At 70.7% G+C, this 18,183-nt stretch carries 11 protein-coding genes; 5 read left to right on the plus strand and 6 right to left on the minus strand.

The window, feature by feature from the left end:
• Positions 1–16 precede the first annotated feature (16 nt).
• Positions 17–1,981 (plus strand): glycosyl transferase, encoded by a 1,965-nt coding sequence (locus M3C17_RS03370; protein WP_259976229.1) that lies wholly within the window; start codon positions 17–19, stop codon positions 1,979–1,981.
• The gene (locus M3C17_RS03375; RefSeq protein WP_259976230.1) at positions 1,978–2,916 is read left to right on the plus strand and encodes a tetratricopeptide repeat protein; all 939 of its coding nucleotides are present in this window, start codon (positions 1,978–1,980) and stop codon (positions 2,914–2,916) included. The genes M3C17_RS03370 and M3C17_RS03375 overlap by 4 nt, the downstream gene beginning before the upstream one ends.
• 15 nt (positions 2,917–2,931) lie before the next feature.
• Here M3C17_RS03375 and glgB read toward each other — a convergent pair whose 3' ends face one another.
• The 3 genes from glgB to glgX all read right to left on the minus strand — a co-directional run bounded on the left by glgB (position 2,932) and on the right by glgX (position 9,342).
• A complete protein-coding gene (gene glgB, locus M3C17_RS03380) occupies positions 2,932–5,136 on the minus strand; it encodes a 1,4-alpha-glucan branching protein GlgB (protein WP_259976231.1) in 2,205 nt (734 codons plus the stop codon).
• The gene (locus M3C17_RS03385; protein ID WP_259976232.1) at positions 5,133–7,205 is read right to left on the minus strand and encodes an alpha-1,4-glucan--maltose-1-phosphate maltosyltransferase; all 2,073 of its coding nucleotides are present in this window, start codon (positions 7,203–7,205) and stop codon (positions 5,133–5,135) included. The genes glgB and M3C17_RS03385 overlap by 4 nt, the downstream gene beginning before the upstream one ends.
• A gap of 64 nt (positions 7,206–7,269) precedes the next feature.
• Complete coding sequence (gene glgX, locus M3C17_RS03390; RefSeq protein ID WP_259976233.1) at positions 7,270–9,342, minus strand: glycogen debranching protein GlgX; 2,073 nt, start codon at positions 9,340–9,342, stop codon at positions 7,270–7,272.
• Between the two features lie 99 nt (positions 9,343–9,441).
• Here glgX and M3C17_RS03395 point away from each other — a divergent pair, with 99 nt between their 5' ends.
• Genes M3C17_RS03395 through ligA form a run of 3 tightly spaced genes read left to right on the plus strand, consistent with a single transcriptional unit; the run spans position 9,442 to position 14,079 of the window.
• Complete coding sequence (locus tag M3C17_RS03395; RefSeq protein ID WP_259976234.1) at positions 9,442–10,617, plus strand: cysteine desulfurase family protein; 1,176 nt, start codon at positions 9,442–9,444, stop codon at positions 10,615–10,617.
• 9 nt (positions 10,618–10,626) lie between these two features.
• A complete protein-coding gene (mnmA, locus tag M3C17_RS03400) occupies positions 10,627–11,724 on the plus strand; it encodes a tRNA 2-thiouridine(34) synthase MnmA (protein WP_259976235.1) in 1,098 nt (365 codons plus the stop codon).
• A gap of 39 nt (positions 11,725–11,763) precedes the next feature.
• Complete coding sequence (gene ligA, locus M3C17_RS03405) at positions 11,764–14,079, plus strand: NAD-dependent DNA ligase LigA (RefSeq protein ID WP_259976236.1); 2,316 nt, start codon at positions 11,764–11,766, stop codon at positions 14,077–14,079.
• 5 nt (positions 14,080–14,084) lie between these two features.
• On the opposite strand, the gene M3C17_RS03410 is transcribed toward ligA, so the two are convergent.
• The 3 genes from M3C17_RS03410 to M3C17_RS03420 all read right to left on the minus strand — a co-directional run bounded on the left by M3C17_RS03410 (position 14,085) and on the right by M3C17_RS03420 (position 18,182).
• Complete coding sequence (locus tag M3C17_RS03410) at positions 14,085–14,564, minus strand: GNAT family N-acetyltransferase (protein WP_259976237.1); 480 nt, start codon at positions 14,562–14,564, stop codon at positions 14,085–14,087.
• A gap of 1 nt (position 14,565) precedes the next feature.
• Positions 14,566–16,416 (minus strand): DEAD/DEAH box helicase, encoded by a 1,851-nt coding sequence (locus tag M3C17_RS03415; protein WP_259976266.1) that lies wholly within the window; start codon positions 16,414–16,416, stop codon positions 14,566–14,568.
• 65 nt (positions 16,417–16,481) lie between these two features.
• Entirely contained in the window at positions 16,482–18,182 is a 1,701-nt protein-coding gene (locus tag M3C17_RS03420) for a long-chain-fatty-acid--CoA ligase (protein ID WP_259976238.1), read from the minus strand.
• Position 18,183 lies beyond the last annotated feature (1 nt).

Here is an 18,183-nt window from a genome sequence, read left to right on the forward strand (position 1 = left end):
CGTGAGGAGACTATTCGTGCGTTTCGTATGGGCCGTGGTGGCCTTCGTGCTGGCCGCGGTGCTGATCGGTGCGGGTATCGCTCAGCGAACCGTCTTCGTCGGCCCCTCCGCCCAGAAGGAACAGGTCGAGATCGAGGAGCCCGCGCCGTTCGTCCTGATGGACGGCGACGTCCTCCGCACCAATCCGGGTTCGCAGACCCTCCGCATCGAGGGCGACGGCGAGATCTTCGCCAGCTACGGGCGCACCGCCGACATGCAGGCCTGGCTGGCGGACTCGGACTACAACCACGTCTCGGTGGGCGATGACGGCGAGTTCGTCGTGCAGCACAGGTCCGCCCCCGAGGAGGACGAAGCGGGTGAGCCGTCCGAAGGCGCTGCCACGCCGACGCCGGACCCGACGGCATCCGCGGAGGAGCCGGCGGAAGACACTCCAGGCCGCAACCCCGTCGGCTCGGACCTGTGGCTGGACTCGTTCAGCGCCGAGAACCTCCTGATCTCGGACAACATGCAGCTACCCGAAGGCACGAGCGTCCTGATCGCCTACGACGGCACCAAGGACGCTCCCGATGACATCGTCGTCTCCTGGCCTCTCGACAACAGCACGCCGTTGGCCGGCCCGCTCATGGTGGCCGGTGGCCTGGTGCTGGCGGTCGGACTCATCCTGTACGTGCTCGCGATCCGCCACCAGCGTCGCGGTCGCGGACCCCGCCGCAAGGGCCCAGGGCCGCTCCCGACGACCCAGCCGATCGACGTGGCCGCGCTCCCGCCCGCAGAGCGCGCAGCCATCGAGTCGCCGTCGGACGCCCGGACGCCGTCAACCGACGCCGGCGTGGAAGACGCCGAGGTCGTCGATGAGGGAACCGAGAAGGAGCACAGGGGAGAGGAAGGGAAGTCCTCGATGCGAGCACGCCGTGCGAGCCGCCGTCGGATGCTGGCCCTCCCCGCGCTCGGGCTCACGGCGCTGCTCGCTGCGGGATGCACCGCGGACTCCTGGCCGCAGCTCGGGGACGCGTCCGCTTCGCCCTCCCCGTCGCCGACGGTGATCGCGCCCGAGAACCAGAAGCCGCCGGCTGTCACCGAGTCGCAGGCCTCGCGCATCCTGAAGAGCGTGTCCGACACGCTCGTGGAGGCGGACACCGCGCTCGACATTGACCTCGCGTCCACGCGTCTCGCCGGTGCCGCGCTGGAGACCCGCACCACCGACTACGCCCTGCGCGCGACCCTGACCGACCGGCCGCTTCCCGCCGTGATCCCGACGGACGACGTACAGGTGCTGTTGCCGGAGGCGACCGATCGGTGGCCGCGAACCGTGCTCATGCTGACCCAGAACGAGGGGGACGAGACGGTTCCCCCTGTCCTGCTCACGATGACGCAGGCCGACCCGTGGTCCAATTACAAGGTCACGAACATCGCGGAGATGGCCGCCGACGCCGTGTTCCCCGAGGTGGCTGCCAGCTGGCTCGGCACGGCGATGGTCCCGTCCGATTCCGCCTTCCTGTCGCTGCCGCCGGATCAGGTCGCGGCGGCCTTCGCCGACGTCGTCGATGCGGGCGAGAAGAGCCAGTACTACGGGCAGTTCGACGAGCTCGCGCTCGCGGTCGCGAAGTCCCTCACCGACCAGCGCCAGGGGGTCGTGCAGAACATCGCCGACGCCGGGGCCGCCGAGACGGCGCTCACCGCGTTCGATGCGGTGCCCACGGCCGCACCGCCGGTTTCGATGACCACGCTCGACAGCGGTGCGATCGTCGCCGTGTCGGTGCTGGACGTCGGCACCGTCACCGCAGCGAACAGCGACGTCGTGATCCGGTTCGGTGACAATGCCGAGGCCAAGGCTCTCACCGGTGTCACGGAGTCCCCGAAGGGTGTGGAGACGACGTACGAGCTGCAGCTGTTCTTCGCGGTCCCCTCGCAGGGCTCGACCGAACCGATCCGGCTCCTGGCCTCCCACCAGGACCTCCTCTCCGTGAAGGTGCTCAAGTGAACGACATCTCTCCCGCCGCCCTGCGCGGCGCCGTGGACCTCTCCAGCCTGCGCAACCGGCCTGCCGCCCCGGCAGGCGGCGCTCCTGCCGCCGCACCGCAGGCGATCGCCGACGTCGTGGTCGACGCCACCGACGAGACGTTCGGTCAGATCCTCGAGATCTCGCGCACGGTCCCTGTCGTCGTCGACCTGTGGGCCGAGTGGTGCGGGCCGTGCAAGCAGCTCAGCCCCATCATCGAGAAGGTCACGCGCGAACTTGGCGGCCGCGTGCTGCTCGCCAAGGTCGACGTCGACGCCAACCCGCAGCTGGCACAGAGCTTCCGCGCCCAGTCCATCCCGATGGTCGTCGCGCTCATCGCCGGGCAGCCCGTGCCGATGTTCACCGGCGCCGTGCCGGAACAGCAGGTGCGCGAGGTCTTCGCTCAGCTGCTCCAGGTGGCCGCGCAGAACGGCGTCGCCGGCACTCTCGCCGTGGATGGCGCCGCGTCGGGGGAGGCCGCGGACGAGCCGTCCGAGCCCGAGCTGCCGCCGTTGCACGCCGAGGCGTTCGCCGCGATCGAGCAGGGCGACTACGCGGCCGCGATCCGCGCGTACGAGAAGGCCCTCGCCGAGAACCCGCGCGACGAGGACGCGATCGCCGGACTCGGCCAGGTCCGTCTGCTCGACCGCGTCCAGGGACTCGATCTGCAGTCGGCACGGGCCGCCGCTGCGGAGAACCCGCTGGACGTCGCCGCGCAGTTCGACGTGGCCGACCTCGACCTCGCCGGTGGACACGTGGAGGACGCGTTCGCGCGGCTGCTCGACCTCTTCGCTCAGCTGCCGTCCGCGGAGCGCGCACCCGTGCGGGAGCGACTGGTCGAGCTGTTCGGCCTGATCGGCGCCGCGGACCCACGCGTCATCTCGGCGCGGAACCGACTCTCCTCGCTGCTGTTCTGATCCGGACCCGCACCGTCAGCCGTTGGTGACGGTCGGGATGTGCGGCTCCGGCTGGTGGCGCAGCCACAGGGTGGACAGCGCAGGCAGCGTCACCGAGGCCGTCGGGGCTCCGCCGTCGCCCGCGACCGCGACCACCATTCCGAGGTTCCCGGAGCCGCGACCGCCGTACTCCGTGGCGTCCGAGTTCAGCACCTCCTGCCACACTCCTTCGCGCGGCAGCGTGAGGCGATGGCCGGTGAGCTCGACGCCGGCGAAGTTGCTGATCACCACGAGGCGCCCGCCGTGGGCATCGCGCCGTTCGAACGCGATCACGGCCGGGTCCCAGAGCGGGGCGCCGAGTCGGGTGAACGACGAGCCGTCGTTGTCGCGCTCCCACAGCGGGGCCTGCACGCGATAGACGCGGTTCATCGCTCCGACGAAGCCTTCGAGCTGAGCGTGGGACGGCTGGTCGCGCAGCCACCAGTCGAGTTCCCGCCCCTCGGACCACTCGGCCAGCTGCCCGAACTCCTGGCCCATGAACAGCAGCTTCTTGCCGGGGTGGCCCCACATGTATGCCAGGTACGCGCGGACGTTGGCGAGCTTGTGCCAGTGGTCACCCGGCATCTTCGCGAGCAGGCTGCCCTTGCCGTGCACGACCTCGTCGTGGCTGATCGGCAGCACGTAGTTCTCGCCGAAGGCGTACACGAAGGAGAACGTCATCTCGCCCTCGTGGTGCGAGCGGTACATCGGGTCGCGCGCGATGTACTGCAGGGAGTCGTTCATCCACCCCATGTTCCACTTGAAGCCGAATCCGAGGCCGGCGTGGTCGGTGGGCGCGGTGACGCCGGGGAAGCTGGTGGACTCCTCCGCGATCATGAGGATGCCCGGGTGGAGCCGGTAGGCGGTGGCGTTGACCTCCTGCAGGAACCGGATCGCCTCCAGGTTCTCGCGGCCTCCGTGGATGTTCGGCTCCCATTCGCCGTCGCGGCGGGAGTAGTCGAGGTACAGCATGGAGGCCACGGCGTCCACGCGGAGCCCGTCGATGTGGAATTCCTCCAGCCAGTACAGCGCGTTCGCCACGAGGAACCCGCGCACCTCGGGCCGACCGTAGTCGAAGATGAGGGTGCCCCAGTCCTGGTGCTCCCCGCGGCGCGGGTCCGGGTGCTCGTAGAGCGGCTGGCCGTCGAACCGTGCCAGCGCGAAGTCGTCCTTGGGGAAGTGGCCGGGGACCCAGTCGAGGATCACACCGATACCCGCCTGGTGCAGCCGGTCGATGAGGTGGCGCAGATCGTCAGGGGAGCCGTACCGGCTCGTCGGCGCGTAGTAGCCGCTCACCTGGTAGCCCCACGAGCCGCCGAACGGGTGCTCGGCGAGGGGCAGGAACTCGACGTGCGTGAAGCCGGCCTCCTGGACGTGCGCGATCAGCGGCTCGGCGATCTCGCGGTAGCCCAGCCCGCCGCGCCAGGACCCCAGATGCACCTCGTACACCGAGAGCGGCTGCGCCACGGCGTGCGTCGCGGCGCGGCGGGTCATCCACGCGCCGTCCTGCCAGGTGTACGACGAGGCGGTGACCACGGATGCCGTCTCCGGGGGCAGCTGCGCGGCGTTCGCCATCGGATCCGCCTTCAGGATCCACGAGCCTGCCCTGGTGCGGATCTGATACTTGTATCGGGTGCCGAGGGGAAGGTCGGGCACGAACAGCTCCCATACGCCGCTCACGCCCATCGAGCGCATGGCGTGACCCTCGCCGTCCCAGCCGTTGTGGTCGCCGACGACGCGGATGGCCGTCGCGTTCGGCGCCCAGACCGCGAAGGCCACCCCGGACTCGCCGTCGTGCGTGCGCGGGTGTGCTCCCAGCACCTCCCACAGCCGCTCGTGCCGACCTTCGGCGATCAGGTGCAGGTCCAGGTCGCCCAGCACTGGGGTGTGCCGGTACGGATCGCCGACCACGGCCTCGGGGTCGTCGCCGTAGCGGGTGGCCAGGCGGTAGGGGACGGGCGGTCCGGGGTGACGTGCCTCCCAGATGCCATGTGCGACGTGGGTCAGCTCGAGCCGGCTGCCGTCGGCGAAGACCGCAGCGACGGAGGCGGCGAGCGGACGGCGCGCACGGATCACCGTGCTCGTGCGGTCGGCGGCATCCGTGCCGGGGTGCGAGCCGAGCAGGGCGTGCGGGTCGTGGTGAGCGCCGTCGGCGACGGCCCTCCACTCGGCGGATGCTTCGACGTCCTCGGTGTAGCTCATGCTCGCTCCCTCACCTTCAGGATGTGCACCGGCTCGGCGAAGGCGTCGAGCCGGACGTAGTTGTGATCGCTCCAGGTCCACACGGCTCCGGTGAGGAGGTCCTCGACCTCGTACGACGCGCCCGACGGAACGCCCCAGCGCGTGGTGTCGAGGTGCACGGTGGTCTCGCGCACGGAGTGCGGGTCGACGTTGGCGACCACGATGATCGTGTCGTCGTGCCCGGTCCCGGTGAAGGCGCCGTCGAGGTGCTTGCTGTAGACGAGGATCGCGTCGTCGTCGCTCCAGTGCAGGTCCAGATTGCGCAGCTGCCGGAGCGCCGGGTGCTCGGCACGGATCTCGTTCAATCGGCGCAGCAGCGGCGCCAGCGACTCGCCGCGCTCCTCGGCGCCGCTCCAGTCCCGGAACTTGTACTCGTACTTCTCGTTGTCGATGTTCTCCTCGGATCCGGGCCGCGCCACGTTCTCGAAGAGCTCGTAGCCGGCGTACACCCCGTACACGGGAGCTGCGGTCGCCGCCAGGCACGCGCGGATGCGGTAGGCGGCCCGTCCGCCGAACTGGAGGTACTCGGTGAGGATGTCGTGCGTGTTCACGAAGAGGTTCGGCCGCATGTAGTCGGCGGTCTCGTGGGCGATGCTCGTGAAGAACTCCTCCAGCTCGGCCTTGGTGTTCCGCCAGGTGAAGTAGCTGTAGCTCTGCTGGAAGCCCACGGCGGCGAGCGCACGCATCACCGCGGGACGCGTGAAGGCCTCGGCGAGGAACACGACCCCGGGGTCGCTCTCGTTCACCGTGCGGATGAGCCACTCCCAGAAGCGGAGCGGCTTGGTGTGCGGGTTGTCGACGCGGAAGATGCGCACGCCCTCGCCGACCCAGTGCTGCACCACGCGGAGCATCTCGGCCGCGATGCCCTCCGGGTCGTTGTCGAAGTTGAGGGGGTAGATGTCCTGATACTTCTTGGGAGGGTTCTCCGCGTAGGCGATCGTCCCGTCGGGCAGCGTCGTGAACCACTCGGGGTGTTCGCGCACCCACGGGTGGTCCGGTGAGGCCTGCAGGGCCAGATCCAGCGCGACCTCCAGGCCGTTCCGCTGCGCGGCACGGACGAAGGCGCGGAAGTCCTGGGCGGTGCCGAGCTCGGGGTGGATCGCGTCGTGGCCGCCCTCCGCGGCGCCGATGGCGTAGGGAGAGCCGGGGTCGCCGGGCTCCGCGACGAGCGTGTTGTTGCGCCCCTTGCGGTTGGTGGTGCCGATCGGATGGATCGGCACGAGGTAGATCACGTCGAACCCCATGGCGGACACCTCGGGCAGACGCTTGGCGGCCGTGCGGAAGGTGCCGCTGCGGACGGTGCCGTCCTTGAGTCGCCTCGCGCCCTCGGACCGCGGGAAGAACTCGTACCAGGCACCGACACCGGCGCGCGTGCGGTCGACGTGAAGGACCTGCTCTGCGGACGCCGACCGGAGCGTCATGAGCGGCCGCTCGGCGAAGAGGGCGGCGAGGTCAGGATCCACCGAAAGCGCCGCCGCGGTGGTGGCGTCGCCCGCGCGCAGTGCGTTCGCATCGGCTCTGAGGCGTGTCCGCTGCGAAGCAGGGCGGTCCTTCTCGGCAGCGGCGCGGGCGAGAAGTTCGGCGCCGAGCGCCGCCATGACCGGCACATCGACTCCGGCGGCGACCTTGACGTGGGCGGCGTGCGCCCAGGTCGCGAAGTCGTCGGAGAACGCTTCGAAGCGGTAGCGCCAGAGCCCTTCGGCGTCGAGGGCGATGTCGGCGGCCCACGTGTCCGTGCCGTCCGCCCGCGGGATCATCCGGTGCAGGCTCTCCTCGCCGCTCGGAGAGGTGAGCCGGACGTGGACGCCGATGAGATCATGCCCCTCGCGGAAGGCCACGACGCTGAACGGGACCACCTCGCCCGCGAATGCCTTGGCGGGGAAGCCGCCGGGCACCGACGGCGAGCCGTCGAGGAGGGGGATGCGCGTGGTGCGCAGATCGCCGGGAAGGTCCGCGCCGTCGAAGGCGCGCACCGGGATCTGAACGGGGCTCCGCAGAGCCGGGGACCGGGTACCAGCACGTGCAATCACATGCCGAATCTACCGTTCCGGTGTGCGCGAACCTACCGCTCGACCCGAAGGGCGAAGCGTGATATCACTCCACCCGGAACAGTCGCATCGAGGTCCCGGGGATCGGCAGCACGTCCCCCGGAGAGAACGCCTCTTCGGCGTCCGCCGGGCGATCCTCCGCACTGGACCAGAGCGAGACGAAGCGGGTGGCTCCGTCGATGCCCTCGGGGAGGCGGACGTCGATCGGCGCCTCCGTGCCGTGCACGATCAGCAGGATCCGGTTGAATGCCTCGGTGTCCGGCGTCGAGGACGCGACGTACTGCAGTGTGCGGTTGCCCGGGTCGTTCCACTGCGCCGCCTCCATCGTCTCGCCGTCTTGGTCGTACCAGTCCATGACCGAGGCGTTGGGGATGTGCTCGCCCAGCCGGGCATAGCGGCTCGGGCGCAGCGCGGGATTCTCCTGGCGGAGCCGGATCAGCCGGGTGACGTGCTCCCTCAGATCCTCCTGCCACGCCTCGAACTCCCACCCCAGCCACGACAGGGGCGAGTCCTGTGCGTAGGCGTTGTTGTTTCCGCGCTGAGTGCGCCCGACCTCGTCGCCAGCGGTCAGCATGGGGATGCCTGCGGAGAGGAGGAGGGTGCCGAGCAGGTTGCGCATCGCCTTGCGTCGGGCCGCGAGGATCGCCGGATCATCGGTCGGGCCCTCGACGCCGTGGTTGAACGCGCGGTTCATGTCCGCGCCGTCGCGGTTGCCCTCGCCGTTGGCCTCGTTGTGCTTGACGTCGTACGAGACGAGGTCGTGGAGAGTGAATCCGTCGTGGGCGGTCACGAAGTTGACGCTCGCCAGCGGGCCGCGCTCCTCGCTGAAGGTGTTGGACGAACCGGCCAGACGCGTCGCGAAGCCGCCGATGCCCACCGGCGCGGACGCGCGCCTGGCGTAGTCGATGTCGCTGAGCCAGAAGTTGCGCACGCGGTCGCGGTACCGGTCATTCCACTCGTGCCATCCGGCAGGGAAGTTGCCCGTCTGCCATCCGCCGAGCCCCACATCCCACGGCTCGGCGATCAGCTTGCTCGCGGACAGCACGGGATCCGCGGCGATCGCACGGAGCAGAGGGTGGTCGGGGGTGTACGCATGCCTCTCGTCGCGGGCGATCGCAGTGGCGAGGTCGAAACGGAAGCCGTCGATCTGCATCTCCTCCGCCCAGTAGCGCAGCGAGTCGAGCACCAGACGGGCGGCGGCGTCCGTCGCAGTGTTCAGTGTGTTGCCGCAGCCGGTCGTATCGACGTAGACGCCGTCCGCGTCCTGACGGTAGTAGGCCGCGTTGTCGATACCGCGCAGGCTGGAGCGGGGGCCGCCGATGCCCTCTTCGGCCGTGTGGTTGTACACGACGTCGAGGATGACCTCGATCCCGGCCTCGTGCAGCAGACGGACCATTCCCTTGAACTCGGCGATCACGGCTTCCGGTCCGCGCTTGCGGGCGTCCTCCGTGGCGTATGCCGTGTGCGGTGTGAAGAAGTTCAGCGTGTTGTAGCCCCAGTAGTTCGTGAGGCCGCGCTCCAGGAGCCGGGGCTCCGGCACGAAGGCATGCACGGGGAGCAGTTCGACGGACGTGATGCCGAGCCGGTGGAAGTGGGCGATCATCGCGGGGTGCGCGAGTCCCGCGTAGGTGCCGTGCAGGGCGGGAGGGACATCCGGGTGCCGCTTGGTGAGACCCTTCAGATGGCCTTCGTAGATGACCGTGCGGTCGAGCGGCACTCTCGGCTTCGCGGAGTCGCCCCAGTCGAAGCCGTCGACGATCACGACCGAGCGCCACTCCTGGTACCCGTGTCCTTGGGCCAGCCCGCGGGCGTAGGGGTCGAGCAGCAGGGTCTGCGGGTTGAAGGTGTTGCCGGGACCGTGCGGACCGCCCACCCGGATGGCATAGCGCACGCCCGGTTGCAGCAGGGGTGTCGTGACCTCCCAGACTCCGCCGGGCCGCCGCTCGAGGGGCGCCTGGTCGGTCACCCAGTCGAGGTCGGTGGCGTCGAACACGACGAGCTCCATGGACGACGCCCGCTGGGACCACACCCGCAGTGTTCCGACGCCGTCGTGCAGACGGACGCCGAGGTTGTCGAGGGCGGATCCCCCCGGCACGGCGGAGACACGGGACGCAGGCATGAGTACACCCTAGGCGTCTTGCATTTCCGTCTCATGTCAGCGAGGACCGGGTACCACAGGCGGTGCGCCGCCGCTGCCGGGATCGGGGAGAATCGAAGGATGCGGCACTACCTCGACCATGCGGCGACCTCGCCCCTGCGCGCCGAGGCGCGGGACGCCTGGCTCGCGGCGGCGACGGTCGCGGGCAACGCCTCCTCGACGCACGGCGCGGGGCAGGAGGCGCGACGACTGCTGGAGGAGTCCCGCGAGCGCGTGGCCGCGGTGCTGCAGGCCGACCCGATCGAGATCGTCTTCACCTCCGGAGGCACGGAGTCGGTCAACCTGGCACTGCAGGGTCTGTGGCGGGCGCGCCCGGCGGGGACCTCGGCCATCGTCCTCCCCGACGGGGAGCATCACGCGACGATGGACACCGCGGCGGCTCTCGCCGCCGAGGGGGCGGAGATACGGCCTGTGCCGCTCTCGGCACGGGCGCGCATCGACCCCGGACTGTTCGCCGACGCGCTGCCCGGGGCGGCTCTCGCCACGGCCCTGGTCGCGAACAACGAGGCGGGAACGGTGAACGACGCCAGTGCGCTGACAGCTGCGGCGGCCGCGCGCGCGGTGCCGTTGCACCTGGACGCGGTCGCGGCACTCGGCCACGTGCCGCTGTCGTTCCGCGCGCTGCGGGGAGACGCCGCGGACGGTGTCGGCCTCGTCGCCCTCAGCGTCACCGGCCACAAGATCGGCGCTCCCGTCGGGATCGGCGTCCTCGTGGTGGCGCGGTCGGCGACTCTGAGTCCGCTTCTGCGCGGCGGCGGGCAGCAGCGCGGGCTCCGCCCCGGGACGCAGGACGTCGCGGGCGCCGCGGCGTTCGCGACCGCACTGGAGCTGGCCGAGCGCGAGCGCGAGACCGAGAGCGCACGGCTCCGCGAGCTGCGGGAGCGCCTCGTCGACGGCATCGCGGCGGCGGTGCCCACGGCCGAGCTCCTGGGTGACCCGGTCGACCGTCTTCCCGGCAACGCGCACGTGCTGTTCCCCGGTGCCGTGGGGGAGAGCCTGCTGTTCCTCCTCGACGTCGCGGGCATCTCGGTCTCCACCGGTTCGGCGTGTCAGGCCGGTGTCGCCGAGCCGTCGCACGTCGTCATGGCCATGGGGCGACCGGAGCGAGACGCGCGGAGCGTGCTGCGCTTCTCGCTCGGTCGCACCTCGACCATCGAGGACGTCGATGCCGCGGTCGCCGCGATCGGCGAGGCTTTCGCCCGCGCATCCGGCGCCGGCTCAGGCGGGCGCTCGTAGACTGGAGGGATGCGGATCCTTGCGGCCATGAGCGGTGGCGTCGACTCCGCCGTCGCGGCTGCCAGGGCCGTGGAGGCGGGTCACGACGTCGTCGGCGTGCATCTCGCCCTCTCCAGGGCCGGCGGCACGCTCCGCACCGGAAGCCGCGGCTGCTGCACGATCGAGGACGCGCTGGACGCGCGTCGCGCCGCGGACCTGCTCGGGATCCCCTTCTACGTCTGGGACTTCTCTGAGCGGTTCCGCGACGACGTGATCGACGACTTCATCGCCGAGTACCGTGCGGGCCGCACGCCGAACCCCTGCATGCGCTGCAACGAGAAGATCAAGTTCGCCGCGCTGCTGGAGCGGGCGATCGAGCTGGGCTTCGACGCGGTGTGCACCGGCCACTACGCGACGCTCGTCGACGGACCCGAGGGCCTCGAGCTGCACAGGGCCTCGGATTCCGCGAAGGATCAGTCCTACGTGCTCGGGGTGCTCACGGCCGAGCAGCTCGCCCACACCTACTTCCCGCTCGGCACGACGCCGTCGAAGTCCGTGGTCAGGGCGGAGGCGGAGGCGCGAGGCCTCAGCGTGGCCCAGAAGCCCGACAGCCACGACATCTGCTTCATCCCGGACGGCGACACGCGCGGGTGGCTCGCCGAGAAGGTCGGCACGGCGACGGGCGAGATCGTCGACCGCAGCGGCGCCGTGGTGGGCGCCCACGAGGGCGCCCACGCGTTCACGGTCGGCCAGCGGCGCGGCCTGAAGCTCGGCGTGCCGGCGGACGACGGCAAGCCCCGGTTCGTGCTGGAGGTGCGTCCGGTGACGAACACCGTGGTCGTCGGACCGAAGGAGGCGCTGGCGATCGCGGAGATCGCAGGTGCGCGGCACAGCTGGGCAGGCGCGGCGCCCGCGGAGCCCGCCTTCCGCTGTCACGTGCAGATCCGCGCGCACTCCGATCCGGTGCCCGCCCTGGCGACGGTGGCCGACGACGGCGTGCGCGTCGTCCCCGACGCGCCACTCGACGGTGTGGCGCCGGGGCAGACGGCGGTGCTGTACGTCGGCACGCGCGTGCTCGGACAGTTCACGATCGACGCCACCGTCTCGGCCGTGCCCGTCGACGCCTGAGCTCCGTCGCATGTCGGTGGGCGCTCGTAGACTGGCGTGGTGCCGGACAACATCTCGCTGGAAGACGCCCGCATCGAGGCGGAGGAGCTGACGAGCCGCATCCTGGAGGCCAAGGACGCCTACTACGGGCGCGACACCTCGTTGGTCGACGACGCCACGTACGACGGCTGGATGCGCCGGCTGGAGGAGCTGGAGCGGCTGCACCCCGAGCTGCAGGGGCAGGACTCGCCCACGCAGATGGTGGGAGCGGCGGAGGCGACGGGGCTCGCCACGATCGAGCATGCCGAGCGCATGCTCAGCCTCGACAACGTGTTCTCGGTCGAGGAGCTGCGCGACTGGACCGTGAAGACGCGCGCGGCCGCGGGCCGCGATGTCGACTGGCTCACGGAGCTCAAGATCGACGGGCTGGCGATCAACCTGCGCTATGAGAACGGCGTGCTGACCTCTGCGGCCACGCGCGGAGATGGGCGGGTCGGCGAGATCGTCACGGAGAACGCCCTCCGGCTGCCCGAGATCCCGCAGCGCCTCAGCGGCGAGGGGCACCCCGCGATCGTGGAGGTCCGTGGCGAGGTGTTCATCCCCGCCGCGGCGTTCGAGCGTCTGAACGCCGCCCAAGCCGCCTTCCGCGACCGCGCGTATGCCGATGCCCTGGCCCGCTGGGAGGCGCGTGGCGGGGCGAAGAGGCCGTTCGACGAGGAGAAGGCGCGCACCGCTGCAGCGCGCAGGTTCCCGGCGTTCGCGAACCCGCGGAACGCCGCGAGCGGGGGACTGCGCCAGCAGATCGACAAGAAGGAAGGCCTGGAGCTCGAAGCCGGACTCCTGCGCATCGAGTCGCTCGCCCTCTACGTGCACGGCATCGGCGCCTGGACGAACCCGCCGGTCGCGGTGCAGAGCCAGGTGTACGAGCTGCTCGCCGAGTGGGGGCTGCCGACGAGTCCGCACACCCGCGTCTGCCACACGATCGACGAGGTCACCGCCTTCGTCGAGTACTACGGCGAGCACCGCCACGACATCGAGCACGAGCTCGACGGGATCGTGGTCAAGGTCGACGAGCTCGACCTGCACGACGAGCTCGGGGCGACGAGCCGCGCACCGCGCTGGGCGATCGCCTACAAGTACCCACCGGAGGAGGTGCAGACGAAGCTCCTCGACATCGTCGTCTCCGTGGGTCGCACGGGCCGCGCCACGCCATTCGCCGTGATGGCTCCTGCGCACGTCGCGGGCTCGGTCGTGCGACAGGCGACGCTGCACAACAAGGACGTGGTGAAGGCCAAGGGCGTGCTGATCGGAGACACGGTCGTGCTGCGCAAGGCCGGGGACGTCATCCCCGAGGTCCTCGGCCCCGTGGTCGAGAAGCGCGACGGCACGGAGCGCGAATTCGTCATGCCGGCCAACTGCCCGGAATGCGGCACCCCGCTCCGCCCCATGAAGGAGGGCGACATCGATCTGCGCTGCCCCAACGCACGGTCCTGTCCCGCGCAGGTGCGCGGGCGTGTGGAGCACATCGGCTCTCGCGGTGCGCTCGACGTCGAGGCGCTGGGCGAAGTGACGGCCGCCGCGCTCACGCAGCCGACCTCCCCGGCGGTGCCTCCGCTCGAGACGGAGGCCGGGCTGTTCGCGCTCACGCTGGATCAGCTGGTGCCGATCGAGGTGGTCGTCCGCGATGCCGAGACCGGACTGCCCAGAGAGGACGAGGACGGCCTCGTCAAGACCAGGGCTCCGTTCCGTCGCAACCCCACCGCGGCGGAGAAGAGGGCCGGTCGCGAAGGCCCGCAGCCGTCGTCGCAGGCGCTCACACTGCTCGCCGAGCTCGAGAAGGCCAAGACGAAGGACCTGTGGCGCCTGCTGGTGGCCCTGAACATCCGGCACGTGGGACCCGTCGCCGCCCGGGCGCTCGCGCAGTGGTTCGGGTCGCTCGACGCGATCCGCTCGGCATCGCGGGAGGAGCTCGCGGCGGTCGAGGGCGTCGGCGGCATCATCGCCGATTCACTGCTGGCGTGGTTCGAGGTCGACTGGCACCAGGAGATCGTGCGGCAGTGGGCCGACGCCGGGGTGCAGTGGGCCACCCCGGGGCACCCGGGTCCCGGAGCAGCGGTGACCCAGGGGGGAGTGCTCGACGGTCTCACCGTGGTGGCGACAGGCTCGCTCGACGGGTATACGCGCGAGGGAGCGCAGGAGGCGATCATCAAGGCCGGGGGCAAGGCCGCGTCGAGCGTCTCCAAGAAGACGGACTTCGTCGCGGCCGGGCCCGGGGCGGGCTCGAAGCTCGCCAAGGCCGAGGAACTGGGCATCCGGATCCTCGACGCCGCGCAGTTCCACGTCCTGGTGACCGAGGGGCCGGACGCGCTGGGCTGACCCGGTCAGGGCCGCTCGACCTCCGGGCTCTCGCTCGGGGGAAGGAACTGCCGCAGTCGCGGCGAGTCCGCGAATCCCAGGTCGCGGTAGAGAGACACAGCCTCGTCGCTCGAGTGCACCGTAACCCGGGCGGCACCGAGCGACACGGCGTGCGCGCAGGCCGCGGCGACGAGCGCCCTGCCCGTGCCGCGGCCTCGGTGCTCCGGGAGCACGAACACGCTCTGCACATCCGCGGAGACGCGGTCCGTCGCGCCCGGCCTCGGTACGCGGGGGAGAAGCGCGACCCACGCCGCACCGACCAGCTCGCCATCGTCGGCACGCGCCACGAACGCGCTGTGCGTCTGGGCATGCTCCTGCCACCACAGGCCGAGCTCTGCCGCGAACTCGTCGAGCGATCGACCCGCGGTCAGCTCGGCAGGCACGTCCTGCCACTTCAGCCGAGCGAGGCCGAGGACGTCCGCTGTCCCGGCGCGGTCGATGCGCACGTCAGCCCTTGTGACGCGGCTTCCGGAAGGGCTTGTCCTCGCGCGCCGGGCGTTCGTCACGGTCGTGGCGCGCGGTGCGGTCATCCCGGTCACGGCGGGCCGGGCGGTCATCCCGGTCCCTGCGGTCGGAGCGGTAGCCGCCGTCTCGCCCGCCCGAGGAACGCCGGGCCCCGGGACCGCGGTCCGGCGCGATCTCGATGAGTCGCCCCGAGATGCGCGTGTCGCGGAGCTTGTCGAGCACGGCCGGATCGAGGTTCGCCGGCAGCTCGACGATGGAGAAGTCCGGACGGATGTTGATGGCGCCGAAGTCGTCGCGGCCGAGGCCGCCCTCGTTCGCGAGCGCACCGACGATCTGCCGCGGCTCCACGCGGTGCCGGCGACCGACCTCGATGCGGTACGCCGTGTAGTCGCCGCGGCCACGACGCTCCCTGGGCTGTCGATCCTCACGGGTCTGGCGCTCGCGCGGAGGGCGGTTGTCCGAGGCCACGGCCTTCGCGAGTGCGTCGTCGGTCGGGTCGAGCAGCAGCGGGGTCTCGCCCTGTGCGACCACGGCCAGGGCGGCAGCGACATCGCCCTCCGGCACGTCGTGATGCCGGACGTAGTGGGCGATGATGTCGCGGAACGCGTCGACGCGTGCGGTCTCGGACAGTGCGGCGGTGATCGCATCGTCGAAACGGGCGAGACGCGTGGTGTTCACGTCCTCCGTGCTGGGCAGCTGCATCTGCGCCGGCGTCTGCCTCGTCGCCTTCTCGATGTGCTTGAGCAGGTATCGCTCGCGCGGCGTGATGAAGCTGATGGCGTCACCGGTGCGGCCCGCGCGACCGGTCCGGCCGATGCGGTGCACGTACGACTCCGTGTCCGTGGGGATGTCGAAGTTGACCACGTGGCTGATGCGCTCCACGTCGAGGCCACGGGCGGCGACGTCGGTGGCCACCAGGATGTCGAGCTTGCCGTCCTTGAGCTGGTTCACGCTGCGCTCGCGTTGTACCTGCGGCACGTCGCCGTTGATCGCCGCGGCGGAGTATCCGCGGGCGCGGAGCTTCTCGGCGAGCGTCTCGGTCTCGTTCTTGGTGCGGACGAAGACGATCATGCCGTCGAAGTTCTCGACCTCGAGGATGCGGGTCAGGGCGTCCACCTTCTGCGCATACGAGACCACCAGGTACCGCTGCGTGATGTTGGTGTTGGTCGCGGTCTTCGACTTGACCGTGATCTCCTCCGGGTCGCGGAGGTACTGCTGCGCGAGGCGGCGGATCTGTGCCGGCATCGTGGCGGAGAACAGGGCGACCTGCTTCTCCTCGGGCGTCTGGGCCAGGATCTGCTCCACGTCCTCCGCGAAGCCCATCTTCAGCATCTCGTCGGCCTCGTCGAGCACCAGATACTGGAGCTCCGAGAGGTCGAGCGTGCCCTTGGCGAGGTGGTCCATGATGCGTCCGGGCGTGCCGACGACGACGTGCACGCCGCGACGGAGTGCCGAGAGCTGCACGCCGTAGCCCTGGCCGCCGTAGACGGGCAGCACGTGCACGCCCTTCATCCGGGAGGCGTAGGACTCGAACGCCTCGCAGACCTGCAGCGCGAGCTCGCGGGTCGGGGCGAGGACGAGGGCCTGCGGCGTCTTCTGGGACACGTCGAGACGCTCCAGCACCGGGAGCGCGAAGGCCGCGGTCTTGCCGGTGCCGGTCTGCGCCATGCCCACGACATCGCGCCCGGAGAGCAGGGTCGGGATGGTGGCTGCCTGGATCGGGGAGGGCGTCTCGTAGCCGAGATCCTTGATGGCCTTGAGGACGGGCCCGGTGATGCCGAGCTCCTCGAATCCGGGGGTGGTGGGGGACTCGTCGGGGGCGTCGGTGGGCACTGCGTCTTCAGGGGTCACTTCCCAAGGGTAGCGCGCGACCGCGCCCCGCGCCTGTGAGGCGGGCCTCACGCCCCGGTCGTGAGCGCGAGCAGCTTCTCCTTGACCTGTCGCCGCAGCACCTTGCCGATGAGTGAGGTCGGCAGCTCGTCCACCACGAACAGCCGCCGCGGCACCTTGTACGGGGTGAGGATGCTGCGGGCGTACTCGCGGATCGCCTCGACGTCCACATCGGCGCCGCCGTCCACGACGATGGCCGCCACGACCTCCTCGCCGGAGTGCTCGCTCGGCAGGCCGACCACGGCGGCGTCAGCCACGGCGGGGTGCTGCCTCAGCGCGTTCTCGACCTCGGTGGGCGCGACGTTGAACCCGCCCGTGATGATGAGCTCCTTGATCCGGTCGACGATGCGGACGAAGCCGGCCTCGTCGATGGTGACGATGTCACCCGTGCGATACCAGCCGTCCACGAACACGGCCTCGGTCTCCTCCGGTTTGCCGTAGTAGCCGGAGAACACCTGGGATCCGCGCACGACCAGCTCGCCCGGCGATCCGTCAGGCACGTCCTGCGTGGGATCCTCCGGGTCGACGACACGACACTCCGTGCCGGGGAGGGGAAGCCCCACGGTTCCCGGCACCCGGTTGTCGGCCACCGGATTCGCCATGAGCACGGGCGAGCACTCGCTGAGGCCGTATCCCTCCACGAGGTATCCGCCCGTCGCGGCCTCGAACGGCACGACCAGTTCATGCGGCAGGGCCATCGCGCCGGAGATGGCGACTTCGATGCCCTCGAGCGAGACGCCCTTCCTGGTCGCGGCGGCCAGGAGCCGATCGGCGATCGGCGGCACGAGAGGCAGGAAGGTGGCGGGGTGCTTCTTGACCACATCGAGCACGAGGTCGGGGTCGAACTTCGGGAACAGCACGAGCCGGGCGCCCATGGACATCGCGAATGTCAGACACAGCGTGAGTCCGTAGGCGTGGAACATCGGCAGCACCGCGTACACGACGCAGCCCTTGCCGCGCTGGATCGACGGGACCCACGCCTGAGCCTGGGCCGCGTTGGCGAGGAGGTTGCGATGCGTGAGCGCCGCGCCCTTGGGAGTGCCTGTCGTGCCGGACGTGTACTGGATGATCGCGAGGTCGTCGGTGGCGGGTCGGGGATGCGTCGCGGGAATCGCGGCGGTGGAGAGCAGCGACTCCCAGACGACCGTGCCGCGGACCCGCTCGGTGAGCGCGGCCCGTGACTCGCGCGCCTTGGCGACGGGGAGGCGCAGAGCGAAGCGGGTGAGGGCCGGCATGGCCCTGGTCACGTCGACCGAGATCAGGGCGCTCACGGCGAGGTCGGCGGGGAACTCCTGCACGGTCGCCACGACCTTGTTCCACACGATGGCGTGCTTCGCCCCGTGATCCTCGAACTGCTTGCGCAGCTCCCGCGGCGTGTAGAGCGGGTTGTGCTCGACCACGACCGCGCCGAGACGCAGCACCGCGTAGAAGGCGATGATGTGCTGCGGGCAGTTGGGCAGCACGATCGCCACGGGGTCGCCGGCCCGTACTCCCAGGTCGCGGAGCCCGGCGGCGGCGCGGTCGATCGCCTCCTGCAGCTGGGCGTAGGTGGTCTCGCGGCCGAAGAACTGCAGCGCGGGGGCGTCGGGGTAGTCGCGTGCGGAAGCGGCGACGATGTCGACGAGGGAGCCGGTGACGGGGGCGAGGTCTTCCGGAACGCCGTCGGCGTAGCTGGCGACCCACGGGCGAGGGGGCTGATACGTGCTCACG

The sequence above is a fragment of the Microbacterium sp. p3-SID336 genome (assembly GCF_025143365.1).
Taxonomy (GTDB): domain Bacteria; phylum Actinomycetota; class Actinomycetes; order Actinomycetales; family Microbacteriaceae; genus Microbacterium.

Bases quoted from the DNA above. Each gene is read 5' to 3' on its own strand.
- glgB (WP_259976231.1), bottom strand. From the start codon at position 5,136: ATGAGCTACACCGAGGACGTCGAAGCATCCGCCGAGTGGAGGGCCGTC.
- glgX (WP_259976233.1), bottom strand. From the start codon at position 9,342: ATGCCTGCGTCCCGTGTCTCCGCCGTGCCGGGGGGATCCGCCCTCGAC.
- M3C17_RS03395 (WP_259976234.1), top strand. From the start codon at position 9,442: ATGCGGCACTACCTCGACCATGCGGCGACCTCGCCCCTGCGCGCCGAG.
- mnmA (WP_259976235.1), top strand. From the start codon at position 10,627: ATGCGGATCCTTGCGGCCATGAGCGGTGGCGTCGACTCCGCCGTCGCG.